This window comes from Rhizobium sp. 18055 (assembly GCF_902706285.1).
In the GTDB taxonomy this organism is placed as follows: Bacteria; Pseudomonadota; Alphaproteobacteria; order Rhizobiales; family Rhizobiaceae; genus Rhizobium.
In genome coordinates this window covers 382,375-401,888 of the sequence record NZ_CACSKD010000002.1, presented here as the reverse complement: position 1 = coordinate 401,888, position 19,514 = coordinate 382,375, and the positions used below count along the sequence as shown (strand labels likewise).

General features: G+C 61.3%; 15 protein-coding genes. 4 read left to right on the top strand and 11 right to left on the bottom strand.

The features are described 5' to 3' along the window. Nucleotides 1-171 precede the first annotated feature (171 nt). A complete protein-coding gene (gene dnaE / locus GVL52_RS05450; protein ID WP_160004621.1) occupies nt 172-3,672 on the top strand; it encodes a DNA polymerase III subunit alpha in 3,501 nt (1,166 codons plus the stop codon). A 3-nt stretch (nt 3,673-3,675) separates the two neighbouring features. Here the strand turns inward: dnaE and GVL52_RS05445 are convergent, their stop codons facing one another. From GVL52_RS05445 to GVL52_RS05430, 4 genes are all read right to left on the bottom strand, one after another. Beyond that, entirely contained in the window at nt 3,676-4,914 is a 1,239-nt protein-coding gene (locus GVL52_RS05445; RefSeq protein ID WP_160004619.1) for a L,D-transpeptidase family protein, read from the bottom strand. A gap of 94 nt (nt 4,915-5,008) precedes the next feature. Then, nucleotides 5,009-6,298, bottom strand: coding sequence for a DNA polymerase IV (locus GVL52_RS05440; protein WP_160004617.1), 1,290 nt, complete (start codon nt 6,296-6,298; stop codon nt 5,009-5,011). Between the two features lie 106 nt (nt 6,299-6,404). Next, nucleotides 6,405-7,076: a hypothetical protein gene (locus GVL52_RS05435; RefSeq protein ID WP_160004615.1), complete on the bottom strand. Its 672-nt coding sequence runs from the start codon at nt 7,074-7,076 to the stop codon at nt 6,405-6,407. A gap of 2 nt (nt 7,077-7,078) precedes the next feature. Next, nucleotides 7,079-7,387, bottom strand: a complete 309-nt coding sequence (locus GVL52_RS05430) for a DUF3572 domain-containing protein (RefSeq protein ID WP_160004613.1) — start codon at nt 7,385-7,387, stop codon at nt 7,079-7,081. A 132-nt stretch (nt 7,388-7,519) separates the two neighbouring features. Between GVL52_RS05430 and GVL52_RS05425 the strand changes: the two genes are divergently transcribed. Next, on the top strand, nt 7,520-7,891 hold the full coding sequence (locus GVL52_RS05425) for a response regulator (RefSeq protein ID WP_018900184.1): 372 nt from the start codon (nt 7,520-7,522) through the stop codon (nt 7,889-7,891). Between the two features lie 18 nt (nt 7,892-7,909). Beyond that, nucleotides 7,910-9,277 (top strand): PleD family two-component system response regulator, encoded by a 1,368-nt coding sequence (locus GVL52_RS05420; protein WP_160004611.1) that lies wholly within the window; start codon nt 7,910-7,912, stop codon nt 9,275-9,277. 771 nt (nt 9,278-10,048) lie between these two features. On the opposite strand, the gene rpmG is transcribed toward GVL52_RS05420, so the two are convergent. From rpmG to topA, 5 genes are all read right to left on the bottom strand, one after another. Continuing rightward, on the bottom strand, nt 10,049-10,216 hold the full coding sequence (gene rpmG / locus GVL52_RS05415; protein WP_018900182.1) for a 50S ribosomal protein L33: 168 nt from the start codon (nt 10,214-10,216) through the stop codon (nt 10,049-10,051). Nucleotides 10,217-10,309: 93 nt separating this feature from the next. After that, entirely contained in the window at nt 10,310-11,494 is a 1,185-nt protein-coding gene (locus GVL52_RS05410) for an MFS transporter (RefSeq protein WP_160004609.1), read from the bottom strand. Nucleotides 11,495-11,755: 261 nt separating this feature from the next. After that, nucleotides 11,756-12,211, bottom strand: a complete 456-nt coding sequence (locus GVL52_RS05405; protein ID WP_160004607.1) for a DUF983 domain-containing protein — start codon at nt 12,209-12,211, stop codon at nt 11,756-11,758. A 31-nt stretch (nt 12,212-12,242) separates the two neighbouring features. Continuing rightward, nucleotides 12,243-14,615 (bottom strand): ribonuclease R, encoded by a 2,373-nt coding sequence (gene rnr / locus GVL52_RS05400; RefSeq protein WP_200847769.1) that lies wholly within the window; start codon nt 14,613-14,615, stop codon nt 12,243-12,245. Then, nucleotides 14,612-17,296, bottom strand: coding sequence for a type I DNA topoisomerase (gene topA, locus GVL52_RS05395; RefSeq protein ID WP_160004605.1), 2,685 nt, complete (start codon nt 17,294-17,296; stop codon nt 14,612-14,614). Before topA ends, rnr begins: the two co-directional genes overlap by 4 nt. 257 nt (nt 17,297-17,553) lie before the next feature. On the opposite strand from topA, the gene GVL52_RS05390 reads away from it, so the two are divergent. Further along, nucleotides 17,554-17,733: a hypothetical protein gene (locus tag GVL52_RS05390; protein ID WP_160004603.1), complete on the top strand. Its 180-nt coding sequence runs from the start codon at nt 17,554-17,556 to the stop codon at nt 17,731-17,733. A gap of 4 nt (nt 17,734-17,737) precedes the next feature. On the opposite strand, the gene dprA is transcribed toward GVL52_RS05390, so the two are convergent. Further along, entirely contained in the window at nt 17,738-18,886 is a 1,149-nt protein-coding gene (gene dprA / locus GVL52_RS05385) for a DNA-processing protein DprA (RefSeq protein ID WP_160004601.1), read from the bottom strand. Nucleotides 18,887-18,891: 5 nt separating this feature from the next. After that, entirely contained in the window at nt 18,892-19,512 is a 621-nt protein-coding gene (gene plsY / locus GVL52_RS05380) for a glycerol-3-phosphate 1-O-acyltransferase PlsY (protein WP_160004599.1), read from the bottom strand. Nucleotides 19,513-19,514 lie beyond the last annotated feature (2 nt).

Here is a 19,514-nt window from a genome sequence, read left to right as displayed (position 1 = left end):
CACCTCCATCGCAATGTTTATTGCCAGTTTCTCGTTGATCTGCATGGCAATGTAAGAATAACGGGGACCGCATGGCTACCATGCGGTCCGATTGCATGCGCCTCTCTGGACATCGTCTCCGTCAAATCCGACAATGCATCCGATTCATGTGAATGCGCGGAAAGGCATATTATGGCGGGGATGGAAAAGGACGGCGCGAGCGACTTCATCGGCGGGACGCCGGGCTTCGTTCATCTGCGTGTCCACTCGGCCTACTCGCTGCTCGAAGGTGCGTTGCCGCTCAAGAAGATCCTCTACAAGGCATCGGGCGACAGCCAGCCGGCCATCGCCATCACCGACACCAACAACCTATTCGTTGCGCTGGAATTTGCGCAGAAGGCGATGGACGACGGCGTACAGCCGATCATCGGCTGCCAGGTGTCCATCGATATGGAAGATGGTGTCGAAACCGAAAGACGCGGTGGCCAGCAGCAGCTGGTGAAGCTGCCCTCGATCGTGTTGCTGTCTGCCACCGACGCCGGCTATGAACGACTGGTCGATCTGGTCAGCCGTGCCTATCTCGGCGACGAGGGTGGTGGTCAGGCTGTACATATCAAAGCCTCCTGGCTGGATGAAATCGGCACCGAAGGCCTGATCGCGCTGACCGGCGCATCGACCGGCCCGATCGACATGGCAATGCGCGATGGCCATCACACGCAGGCGACGGCCCGATTGCTGTCGCTGAAGCAGCGTTTCGGCGACAGGCTCTATATCGAGCTGCAGCGCCAGGGCACCTATGACAAGCGCCACGAGCAGAAGGTCATCGGGCTTGCCTACGAGCACGAGATCCCGCTGGTCGCCACCAACGAAGCCTTCTTCCCGACCCGCGACGACTACGATGCCCACGATGCGCTGATGGCCGTGGCGCACAACGCCATCGTTTCCGACGATACCCGTTTTCGCCTGACGCCGGATCACTATCTGAAAAGCCGCGCCGAAATGGTGAAGCTGTTCGAGGATCTCCCTGAGGCGATCGACAACACGCTGGAGATCGCCCGTCGCTGCTCTTTCGTGTTGCAGACCCGCAAGCCGATCCTGCCGCGCTTTACCGGCGCCAGCGAAGATCCTGATGAGGCAGACCGCGAGGAATCGCTGGAGCTTCGCCGTCAGGCCGTCGAGGGCCTGAACAAGCGCCTGGAGACGCTCGGCATGTCGGCGGGCTATGAGGAAAAGGATTACCGCGACCGGCTGGAATTCGAGCTTAGCGTTATCGAGCGGATGAAATTCCCGGGTTACTTCCTGATCGTTGCCGACTTCATCAAATGGGCGAAGAACCAGGATATTCCGGTTGGTCCGGGCCGTGGTTCGGGTGCGGGTTCGCTGGTCGCCTATGCGCTGACCATCACCGACGTCGATCCGCTGCGCTTCTCGCTGCTCTTCGAGCGCTTCCTCAATCCCGAACGCGTGTCGATGCCCGACTTCGACATCGACTTCTGCCAGGATCGCCGTGAAGAGGTGATCCGGTACGTGCAGAAGAAGTATGGCCGCGAACAGGTGGCGCAGATCATCACCTTCGGTTCGCTGCAGGCCCGTGCAGCCTTGCGCGACGTCGGTCGTGTGCTCGAAATGCCCTATGGCCAGGTCGACAAGATCTGCAAGCTGGTGCCGAACAATCCTGCCGCCCCAACGCCGCTGTCGAAGGCGATCGAGGAGGAGCCGAAGCTGCAGGAAGAGGCGGCCAGGGAGCCGGTCGTCGCCCGCCTGCTTGATATCGCCCAGAAGATCGAGGGTCTCTATCGCCACGCCTCGACCCATGCCGCCGGCATCGTCATCGGCGACCGTCCGCTGTCGAAGCTGGTGCCGATGTACCGCGATCCGCGCTCAGACATGCCGGTCACCCAGTTCAACATGAAATGGGTCGAGCAGGCCGGTCTGGTGAAGTTCGACTTCCTCGGCCTGAAGACACTGACCGTGTTGAAGGTCGCCGTCGATTTCGTCGCCAAGCGCGGCATTTCGGTCGATCTCGCCGCCATCCCGCTCGATGACAAGCCGACCTACGACATGCTGTCGCGCGGCGAAACGGTCGGCGTGTTCCAGGTGGAAAGTGCCGGCATGCGCAAGGCGCTGATCGGCATGCGGCCCGACTGTATCGAGGACATCATTGCGCTGGTCGCCCTCTATCGTCCGGGCCCGATGGAGAACATCCCGACCTACAATGCCCGCAAGCACGGCGAGGAAGAGCTCGAATCCATCCATCCGACGATCGATTATCTCTTGAAGGAAACCCAGGGCGTTATCGTCTACCAGGAGCAGGTGATGCAGATCGCCCAGGTCCTGTCCGGCTATTCGCTCGGCGAAGCCGACCTTCTGCGCCGCGCCATGGGCAAGAAGATCAAGGCGGAGATGGACCAGCAGCGCGAGCGTTTCGTCGATGGTGCCATCAAGAACGGCGTGTCGAAGCCGCAGGCCAACAACATCTTCGAACTTTTGGCGAAGTTCGCCAACTACGGCTTCAACAAATCGCACGCCGCAGCCTACGCCATCGTCTCCTACCAGACCGCCTACATGAAGGCGCATTACCCGGTCGAGTTCCTCGCCGCCTCGATGACGCTCGATATGTCGAACACCGAAAAGGTCAACGACTTCCGCCAGGATGCCAAGCGTCTCGATATCGAGGTCATCGCTCCATCGGTGCAGACCTCGTTCCGCCACTTCCAGACCGGTGAAAGCCGCATCTACTACGCGCTCGCCGCCTTGAAGGGCGTCGGCGAATCGGCTGTCGATCATATCGTCGAGGTGCGCGGCGACGTTCCCTTCGCCAGCCTCGAGGATTTCTGCCTGCGCATCGATCCAAAGCAGGTGAACCGTCGCGTGCTGGAAAGCCTGATTTTTGCCGGTGCCTTCGATTGCTTCGATCTCGATCGCGCGCAGCTCTCCGGCGGCCTCGATCGTGTTCTCGGCTATGCCCAGCGGGCCCAGGAAAACAAGCTCAGCGGCCAGTCGGATATTTTCGGCGGCGCGCTGTCGTCAGGCCCGGAAAAGATCTCGCTACCGGCATTTTCGCCGTGGCTCGCCTCCGAGCGGCTGCTGAAGGAGTTCCAGGTCCTCGGCTTCTACCTGACGGCCCACCCGCTGGATTCCTACAATGCGGTGCTGCAGAAGATGCGCGTCCAGACCTTTGCCGATTTTTCGGCAGCGGTGAAGCAGGGCGCCACCAATGCGCGTCTCGCCGGCACCGTGATCTCCAAGCAGGAGCGCAAGACCCGTACCGGCAACAAGATGGGCATCATCGTCTTCTCCGACTCGTCAGGTCAGTTCGAAGCCGTGCTGTTCTCCGAGATGCTGAACCAGTATCGCGACATGCTCGAGTCGGGAAAATCCTTCGTCATCACCGCCACCGGCGAGGAACGGCCGGAAGGTATCGGCCTGCGCATCCAGACGATCCAGTCGCTGGAGGAGAAATCGCTGCAGATGCAGAAGGCTTTGCGTGTCTACGTCCGCGATTCCGGCCCGTTGCGCGCAGTTGCGGCTCACTTGAATGCCAGGGGCGATGGTCTTGTGTCGTTCATCGTCATCAAGGAAGACGGCAAACGCGAGGTCGAGGTCGAACTGGCGCAAAAATACCGGATCACGCCGGAGATTGCCGCAGCGATGCGGGCAGCCCCCGGTGTCATCGATGTGGAACTTGTCTGAGCCTTAGCCGCGCGTCAGCGTGATGAAATCGGTGCCCTGACCGGTCTCTGGTCCGAGACCGGTGTCGGAGATCGTCAGCGTCGATCCCGGCGTCAGCATCGCGTCGATTTTCCGTCGGGTCTCCTCGGGTATATCGATGCGGCTGAGTGCATTCATGATCGGCGTGCCTGAAACGATCGAGCTTTCCGTGCTGCGGATGCCCAGACGTTTCATTGTCTGGCTGGTCAGCGTGTTCGGCAGCGTCACGCCCAGCCACTCCGTCGTGCCTTCCGTCAGATCGACATCATGGGCGCTGAAGAAATGCGTGCCGAGTGCCAGTTCCGGATTGGCGATGATGACGGGCGCCTCGAACACCGGCCGAAAGCCTTGGCGGAGCATGATCACGCCGTTCGGCGGCTCGCCCTTGCCGGCAGCGGTATAGACCGCTCTCAGAAGCGCGTCACTGAGGAGTGACTTGCTGCTGGCAGCGTCCAGCGGATGCTGGGTCTTGAACGCGCCGATCGCCTGTATCGTCGCCGGCCCGAGATAGCCATCGGCATTGCCGACATCAAATCCCAGCTGTGCGAGGTAGGTCTGCAGGTCGATGATCGTTTCGCGCTGGGTCCGGCGGGTGATCAGCATGCGCACCGGCTCGTCGTTGACAGGCGCCACGATCGGCTGCACCTGCAGCCGCGGCATCGCCGCGACCTCGTTCATCGCCACCTGCACAGGCAGCGCACCGAACGATGGCCGAAGCTCGACGTCGGAAAGCAGCGGCGTCGGCTCGGGCGCCTCCGGACGGAACAGCATCGGATGATCGATCGGCCGTGGCGCCAGTTGTGCCTCGGTGATGATGACGGGCACGCCCATCTCGGTCATCTTGTAGAGCTGCTTTGCAAAGGCGTCGGGCATGCGCACGCAGCCGTGCGAGGCCGGATAGCGTGGCACCGAGTTCGACTGGTGCAGCGCAATGCCTGACCACGTCAGCCGCTGCATGAAGGGCATCGGCGCGCCGGAATAGATGTTTGACTCGTGATAGGTCTGCTTCTCGATCACCGAGAAGATGCCGCTCGGCGTCGTGTGCCCGGATTTACCGCTTGAGATCTTCGATGTGGCGATGACCTCGGTGCCGTCATAGACGGCAAGCTGTTGCTTGTCCTTGGACACGAAGATCTGCAGCATCCGCGCGTCCGTTGCGAACGCAGGATGCACCAGTGCGGTGGCCGACAGCAAGCCGAGCCCGAAGACGAGACGCGAGAACATTGAACCCAACCGATACGCAATACTACGAGACCAAGCGTAAAGCGGGAAACTTAAGGAAGACTTGAAATGGCCGATGGCGAGGCCGGCTCACATATTATTGACCGCGTTTGCCGCCGAATGTGTAGCCTGTCTCCACCGTCCCCTTGCCGAACTTGTCGCGCAATTTGTCCATCGCAGCCTCGGCCGCCGCTCGCCGTCCGGATTGTACGTCGATCAGATCAGGTGGGTCGGCACGCCCTGGGTCGCAAAGGTCAGTGACGCCGATGCCGATCAGCCGGAACCTGGTGCCATCCGTTTCCTTCTGCAGAAGCTCGATGCCGGTGCGGAAGATCCGGTCGGCCAGCTGCGTCGGGTCTTCGAGCTTGCGGTTGCGGGTCCGTGATTTGAAATCGGCGGTCTTCATCTTCAGCACCACCGTATGGCCGGCGATAGCGCCCTTCTTCAGGCGCCAGGCAACCTTTTCGGACAGGTTGCGCAACACGGGCACAAGATCGTCGTAGCGGGAGATATCGTCGAAGAACGTCGTCTCTGCCGAGACACTCTTGGCCGCATCGTTGAGATGGACGTCGCGATCGTCGATGCCGCGTGACAGACGCGAAAGCCTCTGCCCCATAACGCCATAGCGGCGCATCAGGTCGGTCTCGTCCATGCCCTGCAACTGGCTGATGGTGCGGATGCCGTCCGCCTCCAGCGTCGCCGCAAAGGCTTTGCCGACGCCCCAGATGGTCGTCACCGAACGCGGTGCCAGAAACGCCACCGCTTCCTCGCGGCCGATCACCGAGAACCCGCGCGGCTTCTGCAGGTCGGAGGCGACCTTGGCGAGGAACTTGCAATAGGAAAGGCCGACCGAGACGCTGATGCCGATCTCCTTCTCGACGCGTCGGGCGAACTTGGCGAGCGTGCGCGCTGGCGGGTCGTGATGCAGCCGCTCGGTGCCGCCAAGCTCCAGGAACGCCTCGTCGATCGACAGTGGCTGCACCAGCGGTGTCAACTCCTGCATCATCGCCCGCACCTCGCGCCCGACCTTGACGTATTTCTCCATGTCAGGACGGATGACCACCGCCTGCGGGCAGGCTTCCAGCGCCTTGAACATCGGCATCGCCGAGCGCACGCCATGAATGCGGGCGATATAGCAGGCCGTCGAGACCACGCCGCGCTTGCCGCCGCCGATGATGACAGGCTTGTCGGCAAGATCCGGATTGTCGCGTTTTTCCACCGAGGCATAGAAGGCATCGCAATCGATATGCGCCAGTGTCAGATCGTAGAGTTCATTGTGTCGGACGAGGCGGGGACTGCCGCAGGATGCACACCGACGCGTCTCCGCCTTCTGCTCCGCAAGGCAGTCGCGACAGAAGCCGGGTGTTTTGGCGAGTGTGGGGGTCATCGGCGAGAACAAAGGTTGAACATCGCGACATTACGCTCTAAGCTTTGAAGTCTCAAGAGAGTGGCTGCGGTTATGCGCCGGATATCTCGCGCGTATTCCTATCACTCTATGCGAGCGACGTGGCGGTCTTCGATGCCATGGCCGAGAAATGTCCGCGCATCAGGTCGCCGGCGTGGCTCCAGTCTGATGCAGCCAGGATGCCGCTGACGGGTGCCGGCGCAAACGGCTTGAAATCTGCATTGGCCATCATCGTTATCAGCAGGCATTCCGGCACATGATCGGCCACCGAAAGGAGATTGCGTTGGATATCGTCGATAAACGCAACAGGCAGATGTCTTCGGTCGTGCAGCGCAGCGACGATCGGCCCCTTGGGCTGTTCGGAGGCGATCATGTCGAACGACAGGTCGAACCGATCGAGAAGTTTGCGGCGAATACCATGGTGGCGGGGCGGCATCGCTGTCAGGAAAACGATATCGGCCTCGGCAGACAGCGCATGCAGCGTTTCGACGGCGCGTTCCGCCGGCCTCTGCCAGAGATCCTGGCGTTCGAAGAACATGTCCTCGAAGGCATCGAACTGCTCGTGGCTCATCTCGCTGCCGTCAAGCAGCGACACGATGTTGCCGTGCAGACGGAAGGAGCGGGGCAGCAGGTCGTAATTGTGCGAGCGCAGGAAATGGGTGAGGGGCGACAGAAACTCGAGCACCACTTCGTCGATATCGCAGACGATCAGCGGGCGCTCGCCCAGTCGAACCTGGCCGGGATCGGTGACCACACTCATTCTCAATACTGCCCCGAATCGAGGCCGGCAGGCGAAAAATGCTGCCATGCGGCGTTCAGCGCCTCGGGCGCGGTGCCGGTTGCCTGGCAGAAGGCCAAAGCCGTCGGCTCGTGCTGCATCAGGAAATCCATCATGCCGGTGAGGAACCCCGGATCATTGATCGCGTTCCTGACCTGTGCCGGTTCCACCCCCGTGAGTGCCAGGAAACGACTGAACAAATCCGGCTCGTTGGCCAGCCATGCGAGAACAGCGATGGCGATCTCTTGCGGGTCTGTGGCGTGTTGCTTGGAAGTCTTGAAGTTGCTCTGCATTTCTTGCGGTAAATTACCTATTTTTCAACCAAATACCGATAGCTTGCCGCAATCGGTTTCATGGGCTGGTGCGCTCACAGGTGTTTCCTGTGCGGTGAAACGGTTTTCATGACGGACTTAGGATCGCGTTCCATGCCCAAACAAGTGATGATTGTAGAGGATAATGAGCTCAACATGAAGCTCTTTCGCGACCTCATCGAGGCGTCCGGCTACCGGACGATCCAGACCCGCAACGGTATGGAAGCGCTCGATCTTGCCCGCAAGCATCGGCCGGATCTGATCCTGATGGATATCCAGTTGCCGGAAGTGTCGGGCCTTGAAGTCACCAAGTGGCTGAAGGAAGACGATGAGCTTCACGTCATTCCGGTGATTGCGGTCACCGCCTTCGCCATGAAGGGCGACGAGGAGCGTATCCGCCAGGGCGGCTGCGAAGCCTATGTCTCCAAGCCGATCTCTGTTCCGAAGTTCATTGAGACGATCAAGACCTACCTGGGCGATGCCTGATAGATCGGAAAGAAGCCTATGACTGCGCGAATCCTCGTCGTTGATGATATCCCGGCAAACGTGAAGCTGCTCGAGGCGCGGCTGATTGCCGAATACTTCGACGTGCTGACGGCGGCCGACGGCTATCAGGCGCTGGCGATCTGCGATCGGCATCAGGTTGATCTTATTCTGCTCGACATCATGATGCCCGGCATGGACGGCTTCGAGGTCTGCGAGCGGCTGAAGTCCAACCCCAAAACCTCGCATATCCCCGTTGTCATGGTGACGGCCCTCGATCAACCTGCCGACCGCGTACGTGGCCTGAAGGCCGGTGCCGACGATTTCCTGACCAAGCCGGTCAACGACCTGCAGCTGATTGCCCGCGTCAAGAGCTTGTTGCGCCTGAAGACGCTGAGCGACGAGCTGCGTATCCGTGCGCAGACAGCACACAATATGGGCATCGACGAGTTGTTGCGCGCTGACACGCGCGGCGAAGAGGCCGGCCAGATCATGCTGGTCGATGGTCGTGCCAATTCGCAGGAGCGCATCGTCAAGGCGCTGAAGCCGATCGGCAACGTGTTCGCCATCTCGGATGCCCAGGCGGCGATTTTCGAAGCTTCCGAGAACCAGTTCGATCTGGTGATCGTCAATTCCAATATCGACGACTACGATCCGTTGCGGCTGTGCTCGCAGCTCCGCTCGCTGGAGCGCACCCGTTTCCTGCCGATCCTGATCATCACCGAACAGGGCGACGACGAGATGGTGGTCCGCGCGCTGGATCTCGGCGTCAACGACTATATCGTCCGCCCTGTCGATCCGAACGAACTGGTGGCCCGCAGCCTGACCCAGATGCGCCGCAAGAGCTATAACGACCGCTTGCGCGCCAATGTGCAGCAGACGATCGAGCTTGCCGTCACCGACCCGCTGACCGGCCTCAGCAACCGCCGCTATCTCGATAATCACATCAGCACGCTGTTCAACCGCTCGATGGCCCGCGGCCGTCCGTTGTCGGTGCTGATCGCCGATATCGATCGCTTCAAGCAGATCAACGACACCCACGGCCACGACGCCGGCGATGATATCATCCGGGAGTTCGCCAACCGTGTCCGCTCGACCGTGCGCGGCGCCGATCTTGCCTGCCGTTATGGCGGCGAGGAGTTCGTTGTCGTCATGCCCGATACCTCGCCCGAGATCGCCGCCTCTGTCGCCGAGCGTCTGCGAAGCGTCATTGAAACTGTACCCTTCGTGGTGAAGGGCTCGGGTCAGGAGTTGCAGGTGACCGCATCCTTCGGCATCGCCTCGCGCACGCCGCAGGTCATCACGCCGGGGCATCTGATGAAGCAGGCGGATGTCGCGCTTTACGAAGCAAAGAACGCTGGGCGCAACCGAGTCGTCGCCGCGGCCTGACGATGGCGTCCGCCGTCCGCCCTCCGCCCTCCGCCGCCTGCTTGCGGGTCTGCTCATCCACAGAAAGTTTGATATCGCTTTTCCGGCGATGGCGGCTGGCTAGCCCCAAGTAGTAGTGTCGCGGTCGGTGCTGGAACCGGTGGATCGCGGCTGATCGCCCAAGCAGAGCTGCGGCCCGGGCGAACAGAGAATGTGACGCCGCATCATCTTTCTTGGTCTCTGGCCCGGTTTTGGAGGTTTCCAGGCCGTGCCGCCGGCACCGCGGGCCAAAGTTTACTGGCCTATAGTGTCCGTCTATTCTTCGTCTCGGATGTTATTCTAGTCCCAACCGGCTGTCGATTGATCAAAAAGGTGTCCCAAAGCAGGACTTTTAACCATAAAATCAAGCTAATAAATCTTACCATTAAGAATTTGTTGATTTTCTTTCGGTTTCGCGCAAATGATCAATTCATAAAAGACAAGCACTCCACATAGGGGTGCGCTGATACCCCATGATGCTCAGGTCCGCCGCATCTCCTGGGTCGTGGGGTCGGTCGGCTGGTACGCAACATTCGCGGTTCCTCGTGCCGCGTTGCTTGCTGGCCGACCCCCTTTAAATGAAACGCCGTCCTATCCGTTGAAACGGGCAGGGCGGCGTTTCTGTTTGTGCTGCATGGTGGTCACGCCTGATGCCTGCAATCGGCTGCGTCTGGCGTCACTTGGTCACGGAACAACAAAAAAGCGCGCAGCCGGATGGCGCGCGCTTTTTAAGCGGTCTGCAGGATCAAGTGATTACTTGATCTTGGTTTCCTTGAACTCGACGTGCTTGCGCGCAATCGGGTCATACTTGGTCTTTGTCATCTTGTCCGTCATCGTACGGCTGTTCTTCGTCGTGACGTAGAAAGAACCTGTGTCGGCTGTCGACAGCAGCTTGATCTTGATTGTTGTAGCCTTGGCCATGGTCGTCCTGCCTTTAATGAAATGAAAGCCGTAGGAATCCGGATAGGCGCCACGGCTAATTCTGGCGCGAAACTACGAATCTAGCCCGAAAAGTCAACCCCGCTTTCCAATGAAAAGCAGCCTGGCCGATGAAAGCAGGGCATAAACGCCGAAGAATCCCGCAATTGCCCAGGCAAAACCGTTGTTCCCGGCAACGTCGATGGCCGCGCCGATCACCTGCGGACCGGCAACCGTGCCGACCGCATAACAGAAGACGAAGGCGGCATTGGCAGCCGCGAGATCCGAGCCGGTCAATCGTGAACCCAGATGGCTCAAGCCGACCGTATAGAGCCCCGCCACACAGCCGCCCCAGAAGAGCAGCACGCCCGCCATCATCACCCAGCTATGAACCAGGAACGGCAGCATCAGCGAGCCGATAAGGCCCATGAAAGCCATGCCGGCGAGCAACGGTCGCTTGTCTTTCATTCTGTCCGACAGCAGGCCGACCGGAATCTGGAAGATCATGTTGCCGATGCCCATGACTGTCAGCAGAAGCGCCGCCTGGGTTTCGGTGAACGAGGCCCGCACGGCATAGATCGGAAACAGTGCCAGGCCACCTGCTTCCACGGCGCCGAAGATGAACACCGCGGCTGTGGCGCTGGGTACAAGGAAGACATAGCGCATGAAATGCAGCTCCGGCTTCTCGTCGAGTACAGGGCTTTCGTTGCGGGCAATGAAGATCGGTATGGCGGCCAGCAGGATGGCACAGGCGCCGACCGCAAACGGCAGGATGCCATCGCTGCCGAGGATCGAGAACAGCAACGGACCCGCGGCGAAACCGAGCGATAGCACCGTCGCATAGATGCCCAGCACAAACCCGCGTTTGGATGGCGGGGAGGCGGCGTTGATCCAGAACTCGGAGAGAATGAACAGCGTGGTCGTGGCGCCATGAAAGGCAAAGCGCAGCGGGAACCACATCCAGAAATCTTGCGCATAATAAAAGCTGACAGCACTGATCGCCGAAATCACCACCGCCCAGATCATCGTCTGTGCCACGCCGTAGGCGTGAGCGAGCCTGGTCGTGATCGGTGCCGCAACCATGGCCGCGACACCTGCCATCGCCGTGTTGAGGCCGATCAGCGTCGAAGGAATGCCACGTTTCTCGAGAATGATGCTCAGAAGCGGCAATCCCAGCCCGATGGCGATGCCGACGGCGGAGATTGAAGAAACCGCGGCCACCAGGGACGGCCAATGGATTTCTTCGACATCGCCCGGTGTGCCGTTTCGCGGCTGAGACATATATCCACCCCTACAGAACTGCTGCGCAGAATCGCGAACTGCGAGCCAAATGGTGTGGCACATCAGTGCCAAACCCAAGTGACGGGTGTGCTTTACAAGATGAATGGCGCTGGCGGCAATGACCTGATTGCGGTGGAATAGATTCAGTCAAGAAAAGCCTGCCATCTCGCGCGTTTGTTTCGTGCTGTGAACGCAAGGCTCACAGCGCACCCGGCGCTGCTACACGCCAAATATGTCGTGATGGTGAAGGTCGGAAGAAGTCTAGCGGCGACGGCCGGGGATCTCGTACTGATCATGCTCGTCGCTATGCCCGCCGAAGCCATGCATCTTCAAGGCCCACTGCAGCCCGATGACGCCGCCCTTGATCGGTTGGATGATCGCAAGCGTGGCCAGCAGTGTCAGCGGCGTCCAGATCGCAAACGTTAGCCAGAGCGGCATCGGCCATATCAGGTCGGTCATCATGTAGCCGGCGATGATGATATGGCCGACGATGACGATGGTGATGTAGGGCGGAAGGTCGTCGGAGCGGTGGTGATGCATCTCTTCACCGCAGGCGGCACAGTTGTCCACCGGCTTCAGGTAAGCCCTGAACAGCCTGCCGCTGCCACAGGCCGGGCAACGGCAAAGCAGGCCGCGCTTGATCGATCGGCCAAGCGGACGCTTGGTTTCCTCGACATCGCCGTACTGGATCGCCTGGCTGCCTGAAATGTTCGTCATTACAGCACTTCCTTCCGGCGTCCCTACACGCCTATCGACGCCCTCTCGGGGGTCTTGTCCCTGCCTTCTTGCGCGCGTTATTCGCGTCGCGCCGGCCGCCCTTGTGGAACGACCGTGTCGCGGTGGGCATCTTGCGCCCCTCGCTCACCATCTCGAACCGAAGCGCGCCCGCCAGCGGAATGGCTTCCACCAGCTTGACCCGGACACTGTCCCCCAGACGATAACCGAGACCGGTCTTTTCGCCAGACAATGCCTGATGCGCCTCATCATAGATGAAGTAGTCCATTCCCAGTGTAGATATAGGAATGAAACCGTCGGCTCCATAGTCCGGAAGAGCGACAAATAGTCCTGATTTCGTCACACCTCCCACGCGTCCATCGAATTCCTCGCCAACGCGGCCGGCAAGGTGATGGGCGATCAGGCGATCGACGGTCTCGCGCTCGGCCGCCATGGCGCGGCGCTCGAATGTCGAGATCTCGGCAGCGATATCGTCGAGCGTCGCTTCCTCGTCAGGCGTGATGCCGCCTTCGCCGAAGCCGAGCGAGCCGACCAGTGCCCGATGCACGATCAGGTCGGCATACCGGCGGATCGGGGAGGTGAAGTGGGCGTATTTCATCAGGTTGAGGCCGAAGTGCCCGATATTCTCGGGACTGTAGATGGCTTGGCTCTGCGAGCGCAACACCATCTCGCTGACCATCGTTTGATGCGGCGTGCCTTCGGCCTTGGCGAGAATCCCGTTGAAGTTGTTGGCGCGCATGTTGCCGCCCTTGGCAAGCGTGATCTCAAGCGTTGCCAGGAACTCGCGCAGGATCTCCTGCTTGGCCAGCGACGGGCCGTCATGGATGCGGTAGATGAGAGATTGCTTCTTCTTCTCCAGCGTCTCGGCGGCCGCGACGTTGGCCTGGATCATCATTTCTTCGATCAGCTTGTGGGCATCGAGACGCGGCGGCACGATCACCCGATCGACGGTGCCGTCGGGCTTCAGCTGGATCTTGCGCTCCGGCATGTCGAGCTCGAGCGGCTGGCGCCGCTCTCGGCCACGCTTCATCACCTCATAAGCATGCCACAGCGGCTTCAGGATCGGCTCCAGCATCGGTCCGGTCTTGTCGTCGGGATTGCCGTCGATCGCCGCCTGCGCCTGCTGGTAGGAAAGCTTGGCGGCACTCTTCATCATCACTCGATGGAAGGTATGCCCGGCCTTGCGCCCATCCTTGGAAAACACCATCCGCACGGCCAGCGCCGGGCGATCCTGCGCTTCGCGCAGCGAGCAGAGGTCGTTGGAAATCCGCTCCGGCAGCATCGGCACGACGCGGTCGGGGAAATACACCGAGTTGCCGCGCTTCAGCGCTTCGCGGTCGAGCGGCGAGTTCGGGCGGACATAATAGGACACGTCGGCAATCGCGACGGTGACGATGACACCATCCGGATTGTCGGGCGAGGGGTCGAGCTCGGCATAGACAGCGTCGTCGTGGTCCTTGGCGTCGGCAGGGTCGATGGTGATCAGCGGAACGCTGCGCCAGTCCTCGCGATGCGACATGGTCGCGGGCTTGGCATCGTCGGATTCGGCAACGACGGCAGGCGGGAAGATATAGGGAATGCCGTGCGCATGGATGGCGATCATCGAGATCGCCTTTTCGGACGACACCGAGCCGACCACCGACAGCACCTTGGCGCGCGGCAGGCCGAAGCTGCCGAGGCGTGCAACCTCGACTTCGACCAGATCGCCGTCCTTGGCGCTGCCCTTGTAGTCGGGGTCGATCAGCATCTCCTCGCCGCGCCGCTCGATCGGCAGCAGGCGTCCGCCACCACCCGGTGCATCCTTGAAGACGCCGAGAAGCGCACCGCGGCGCTTGTCGAGGATCTTGATGATCCGCGCCGTGTAGGACGGGCCGCCGCGTTCGGTGGCCGGGAAGATCTTCGCGAGAATACGATCGCCCATGCCGGCGACGGGGGCCTTCCCCTTGCCGTTGCGGCCGGCTGGAGACGAGGACTGGCGGATGGCGACGGCGGGTGCGACGCCCATTTCATCCGGCCACTCCGCCGGACGGCCGATCAGTCCGCCATCCTTGTCGCGGGTGGTGATGTCGAGCACCGTCACCGGCGGCAGGGCGCCGGGGCGGATGAGCGACTTGCGCGTCTTCTGCAGCATGCCTTCCTGCTCGAGATCGCGCAGCAACTGCTTGAGCTCCACCCGGCTGTCGCCCTTCAGCCCGAAGGCCTTGGCAAGCTCGCGCTTGGAGGCTTTCTGCGGATGATCGGCAATGAACCTCAGGATCACTTCGCGTGAAGGAAGGGCGCCTTGCTGGATGGCGAGCGGCTCGGCTGTTGGCGCCTTGCCGGGGCGTCCTGATTTCTCGGGACGCTGGCCCATGCCCTTCGAATGGTCACGCGGAATTCTGGTCACTCTTCGCTCTTCTTCTTTTTGGCAGGAGCCTTGGCTTTGGCTTTCGCCTTTGGCTTGGCAGAAGCCTTCGCAGGCTTGTCACCGTCGGCTGCAGCAGCCTTGGCCTTGGCCGGGGCTTTCGCCTTCGCCTTGGCCTTGCCCTTGGCGACAGGCGCCTTGCCGGCCTTGGCCGCGATCAGCACCAGCGCTTCCTCGACGGTCAGCGCCTGCGGATCGGTGCCCTTCGGCAGTGTCGCATTGACCTTGCCCCAGTTGACATAGGGACCATACTTGCCATCGCGCACGGTGATCGCACCGCCACCATCCGGATGATCGCCCAGTTCCTTCAGTGCGGCAGCAGCCGTGCGGCCACGACCGCCGGGACCTTTGCTCGCCTTGTCGGCAATCACCGTCACGGCGCGGTTGAGGCCGATGGTGAACACGTCTTCGACGGTCTCCAGATTGGCATAGCCGCCATCATGCAGCAGGAACGGACCGTAGCGGCCGATGCCCGACGAGATCATCTTGCCGGATTCCGGATGCTTGCCGATATCGCGCGGCAGCGCAATCAGCGCCATCGCCTTCTCGTAGTCGATCTCTTCAGGCTTCCAGCCCTTCGGCAGCGAGGAACGCTTGGCTTCCTTGCCATCGCCACGCTGGACGTAAGGCCCGAAGCGGCCCGAACGCAGCGTCAACTCTTCGCCGGTCACCGGATCGGTGCCGAGAGCCTTCGGCTCGCTCGATGCGCCACCTTCCGCATCCGCACCGCCTTCAGCCGAAAGCTGGCGGGTGAAGTTGCACTCCGGATAGTTCGAGCAGCCGACGAACGCGCCATACTTGCCGAGCTTCAGCGACAGGTTGCCGGTGCCACAGACCTGGCAGATCCGCGGATCGCTGCCGTCTTCGCGCTTCGGAAACACCAGCGGCGCCAGCGATTCGTTGAGCGAATCGAGAACGTTGGTCACCCGCAGTTCCTTGGTGTCTTCGATCTGTGCGAAGAAGTCCTTCCAGAAGTCGCGGAGAACCTGCTTCCAGTTCAGCTCGCCGGCTGAAATCCGGTCGAGTTTCTCTTCGAGGTCGGCCGTGAAGTCGTATTCGACATACTTGGTGAAGAAGCTCTCGAGGAACGCCGTCACCAGACGACCCTTGGAATGCGGGATCAGCTTGCGCTTGTCGATCGTCACATATTCGCGGTCGCGCAGCGTCGCCAGCGTTGCCGCATAGGTGGACGGGCGGCCGATGCCGAGCTCTTCCATCTTCTTGATGAGCGTTGCTTCCGAATAGCGCGGTGGCGGTTCGGTGAAGTGCTGCGTCGAATTGATCTTCTGCTTGGCGAGGTTTTCGCGCGCATTGATCTCCGGCAGGCGGCCATCCTCGTCGCCGTCGTCGCTCTGCTCGCCGTCTTCCTTCTGATCGGTATAGGCGGCAATGAAGCCGTCGAAGCGGATGACCGAACCGGTGGCACGCAGGCCAGCCGTCTCGCCGCCCTTGGACGCGGTGATCTCGGCCGTGGTGCGCTCGATCTCGGCCGACGCCATCTGGCTGGAAATGCCGCGCTTCCAGATCAGGTCGTAGAGACGCAGCTGGTCCGAATCGAGGAACTGGCGAACCTGGTCGGGCGTGCGGTTGAAGTCGGTCGGACGAATGGCTTCGTGCGCTTCCTGGGCATTCTTCGCCTTGGTCGAATAGAGGCGGGCCTTTTCCGGCAGATAGCGCTGGCCGAACTGGTCGACGATGGCGCTGCGCGCCGCATCGATTGCTTCAGGGGCCATCTGCACGCCGTCGGTACGCATATAGGTAATGAGACCGACGGTCTCGCCGCCGATGTCGAAGCCTTCATAGAGCTTCTGCGCTACCTGCATGGTGCGCGATGCCGAGAAGCCGAGCTTCGAGGAAGCGGCCTGCTGCAGCGTCGAGGTTGTGAACGGTGGTCCCGGGTTGCGCTTGACCGGCTTTGCCTCGACGGTATCGACGACATAGGAAGCGCCTTCGAGCAGCGTCTTCAGCTTGCCGGCTTCTTCGCCGTTGCCGATCGCGCGCGGCTGCAACCGCTTGCCATTGGCCGCAACCAGCCGGGCTTCGAATTCGTCACCGCGCGGTGTCTTCAACAGTGCCGAGAGGTTCCAGTATTCTTCCGAGATGAAGCGCTCGATCTCGCCCTCGCGGTCGCAGACCAGGCGCAGCGCCACCGACTGGACGCGGCCGGCCGAACGGGCGCCCGGCAGCTTGCGCCACAGCACCGGCGACAGGTTGAAGCCGACCAGATAGTCGAGTGCGCGGCGTGCCAGATAGGCATCGACCAGCGGGACGTCGATGTCGCGCGGCTCGGCCATGGCGTCGAGCACGGCCTTCTTGGTAATCGCGTTGAAGACAACGCGCTTGACGGTCTTGCCGCCGAGCACGCGCTTCTTGTTCAGCATATCAAGGACATGCCAGGAGATGGCTTCGCCTTCGCGATCAGGGTCGGTCGCGAGGAACAGGGCGTCGGAGGACTTCACCGCATCGGCAATGTCCTTCATGCGCTTGGCCGAGGCCGTATCGACCTCCCAAAGCATTTCGAAATCCTGGTCGGGCAGCACGGAGCCGTCCTTGGCGGGGAGATCGCGGACGTGACCGAAGGAAGCGAGCACCTTGTATCCGGGACCCAGATACTTGTTGATCGTCTTGGCCTTCGAGGGCGATTCCACCACTACAACATTCATGATGATTCTCTAAAAAATGATGCCGGGCGGCCTGTATCAGGGCAGAGGACCTGCCGTGTCACGGTCGCCGGTTCTCCGACATGGACAGGGAATTCGTTTCGGTCAAGTGTTTTGCATGCATTTTTACGCAATGCAACGCGTTGCAACCATTGGACGATGAAAACGATATTGCAATTTCTGATTATTGCGATATCGTTTTTTACGTGTGGTCTAGGCTGCGTTGATCAACCCTTCCCAATCAGGGCGCGAGTGTCTTTATGACGGCTAAGTACGCAAGAAAAGACACCGGCCGATCCGGCTCCCGCGAGAACATCGCCTTCATCCGGCAGATGCTGGCAGAGTTGCGTCAGGTGGCGGAAAAGGAAAAGGCCGATATGCTCTGCTACCTGATCGAGATGGCCTATGTCGAGGCCGGCGATCTTCATTCCCGTATGTAAGCGTTCAGATTTCCATTGCAATGGACACCAGTCCACCGGGATGCCGATGCAGGCGCCCGGCAAGATCCAACTCCAGCAGAACAAGATAAACTGCGGAGGCGCTGAGCCCCGTATGCCTGATAATGTCGTCGATCTCGACCGGCGTCGGTCCGAGCGCATCGACGATCTGCGCCCGGTCCGTTTCGTCAGGCGGCAGCAGCGACGAACCCGCACCGTGTTCCGGCTCCTCCGCCATGGGTGTGCTGAACATGTCGAGTTGCGATAGCGGCGCCAGCGTGACGATCACATCCTCCGGCGAGGTGACGATCATCGCGCCCTCCTTCAGCAGCCCGTTCGTCCCGTGACACCGCGGATCGAGCGGCGATCCCGGGACGGCAAAGACCAGCCTGCCGAACTCTCCGGCAAGCCGCGCGGTGATCAGCGACCCCGAGCGCGTCGCCGCCTCGACCACCACGGTCCCGAGCGAGATACCAGCGATCAGGCGGTTGCGCCTGGGAAAGTCGCGCGCCCGCGGCTCCCAGCCGAACGGCATCTCGCTGACCGCAAGACCATTGCCGTTCCAGATTTCTTCCAGCAGTCCGGCGTTTTCGGGCGGGTAGGGACGGTCCAGCCCGCCAGCCATCGCAGCGATCGTCCCGGTGTCAAGGCTTGCCCGGTGCGCCGCCGTATCGATACCGCGCGCAAGACCGGAAACGATGACATAACCGGCACGTCCGCATTCACGCGCGATCATCGCCGCGAACTTGGCGCCGCTGATCGAGGCATTGCGCGAGCCGACGATGCCGATGGCCGGTTGCGCTGTGGCCGACAGGTTGCCCTTCACCGCCAGCAGCGGCGGCGCGCCGTCGATCTGCTTCAGCGCTTGCGGATACTCGGGCTCGCCAATGCCGACAAAGCGCGCCCCGAACTTGTTCGCAGCGTCCAGCTCCTGCAGGGCTTCGCTCTCCGTGGCGATCCGGATCGAGCGCGTGGCGCCACCGCGGGCCGACAACCCGGGCAGGGCGGCCAGTGCGGCCTCGGCAGAGCCGAAATGATTGATGAGATCGCGAAAGGTGGCAGGCCCGACATTGTCGGAACGGATCAGACGCAGCCAGGCAACACGTTGCCGGTCCGTCAGCGCAATTCCCTTTGGCCTTGCGCTGCGTGCGTCCATCCAGCCTATCCCTTTGCCCCGATCTTGCTTTCCGCGCCGCGCATCAGGCGGGCGATGTTCTCTTTATGCTTCCAGTAGGAGATCACCGTCATCACGGCCATGACAGCTGCAACCTTTTCTGCACCCAGTATCCACAATGCAACCGGAATAACAAGCATGGCTACCAGTGCTGAAAGCGACGAATAGCGCGTGGTGAAAGCGATCGCCAACCAGACGGCGGCAAATGCCAGCACCATCATTGGCGCGACACCGAGCAGCGTGCCGATATAGGTGGCGACACCCTTGCCGCCCTTGAAGCCGATCCAGACAGGAAAGAGGTGGCCGATGAAGGCGAAGAAGCCGGCGATCAGCGAGGCCTCGTAGCCGAAGACGTAGCCGACGATCCAGGCCGCCGCTGCTGCCTTCAGCGCGTCGAGCAGCAGTGTCGCGGCGGCAAGCTTCTTGTTGCCGGTCCGCAGCACGTTGGTGGCGCCGATATTGCCCGAGCCGATGCTGCGCACGTCGCCGAGACCGGCGGCCCGCGTCAGCAGTAGCCCGAAGGGTATGGAGCCCAGCAGGTAGCCGATAACGGCAGCCGCCAGCGCGATCGGCAGGGTGATCTGCCAGGTCATGAGATCAGAGATCATTG

Coding starts and splice junctions, on each gene's coding strand:
- dnaE (WP_160004621.1), top strand. CDS start 172: ATGGCGGGGATGGAAAAGGACGGCGCGAGCGACTTCATCGGCGGGACG.
- GVL52_RS05445 (WP_160004619.1), bottom strand. CDS start 4,914: ATGTTCTCGCGTCTCGTCTTCGGGCTCGGCTTGCTGTCGGCCACCGCA.
- GVL52_RS05440 (WP_160004617.1), bottom strand. CDS start 6,298: ATGACCCCCACACTCGCCAAAACACCCGGCTTCTGTCGCGACTGCCTT.
- GVL52_RS05435 (WP_160004615.1), bottom strand. CDS start 7,076: ATGAGTGTGGTCACCGATCCCGGCCAGGTTCGACTGGGCGAGCGCCCG.
- GVL52_RS05430 (WP_160004613.1), bottom strand. CDS start 7,387: ATGCAGAGCAACTTCAAGACTTCCAAGCAACACGCCACAGACCCGCAA.
- GVL52_RS05425 (WP_018900184.1), top strand. CDS start 7,520: ATGCCCAAACAAGTGATGATTGTAGAGGATAATGAGCTCAACATGAAG.
- GVL52_RS05420 (WP_160004611.1), top strand. CDS start 7,910: ATGACTGCGCGAATCCTCGTCGTTGATGATATCCCGGCAAACGTGAAG.
- rpmG (WP_018900182.1), bottom strand. CDS start 10,216: ATGGCCAAGGCTACAACAATCAAGATCAAGCTGCTGTCGACAGCCGAC.
- GVL52_RS05410 (WP_160004609.1), bottom strand. CDS start 11,494: ATGTCTCAGCCGCGAAACGGCACACCGGGCGATGTCGAAGAAATCCAT.
- GVL52_RS05405 (WP_160004607.1), bottom strand. CDS start 12,211: ATGACGAACATTTCAGGCAGCCAGGCGATCCAGTACGGCGATGTCGAG.
- topA (WP_160004605.1), bottom strand. CDS start 17,296: ATGAATGTTGTAGTGGTGGAATCGCCCTCGAAGGCCAAGACGATCAAC.
- GVL52_RS05390 (WP_160004603.1), top strand. CDS start 17,554: ATGACGGCTAAGTACGCAAGAAAAGACACCGGCCGATCCGGCTCCCGC.
- dprA (WP_160004601.1), bottom strand. CDS start 18,886: ATGGACGCACGCAGCGCAAGGCCAAAGGGAATTGCGCTGACGGACCGG.
- plsY (WP_160004599.1), bottom strand. CDS start 19,512: ATGATCTCTGATCTCATGACCTGGCAGATCACCCTGCCGATCGCGCTG.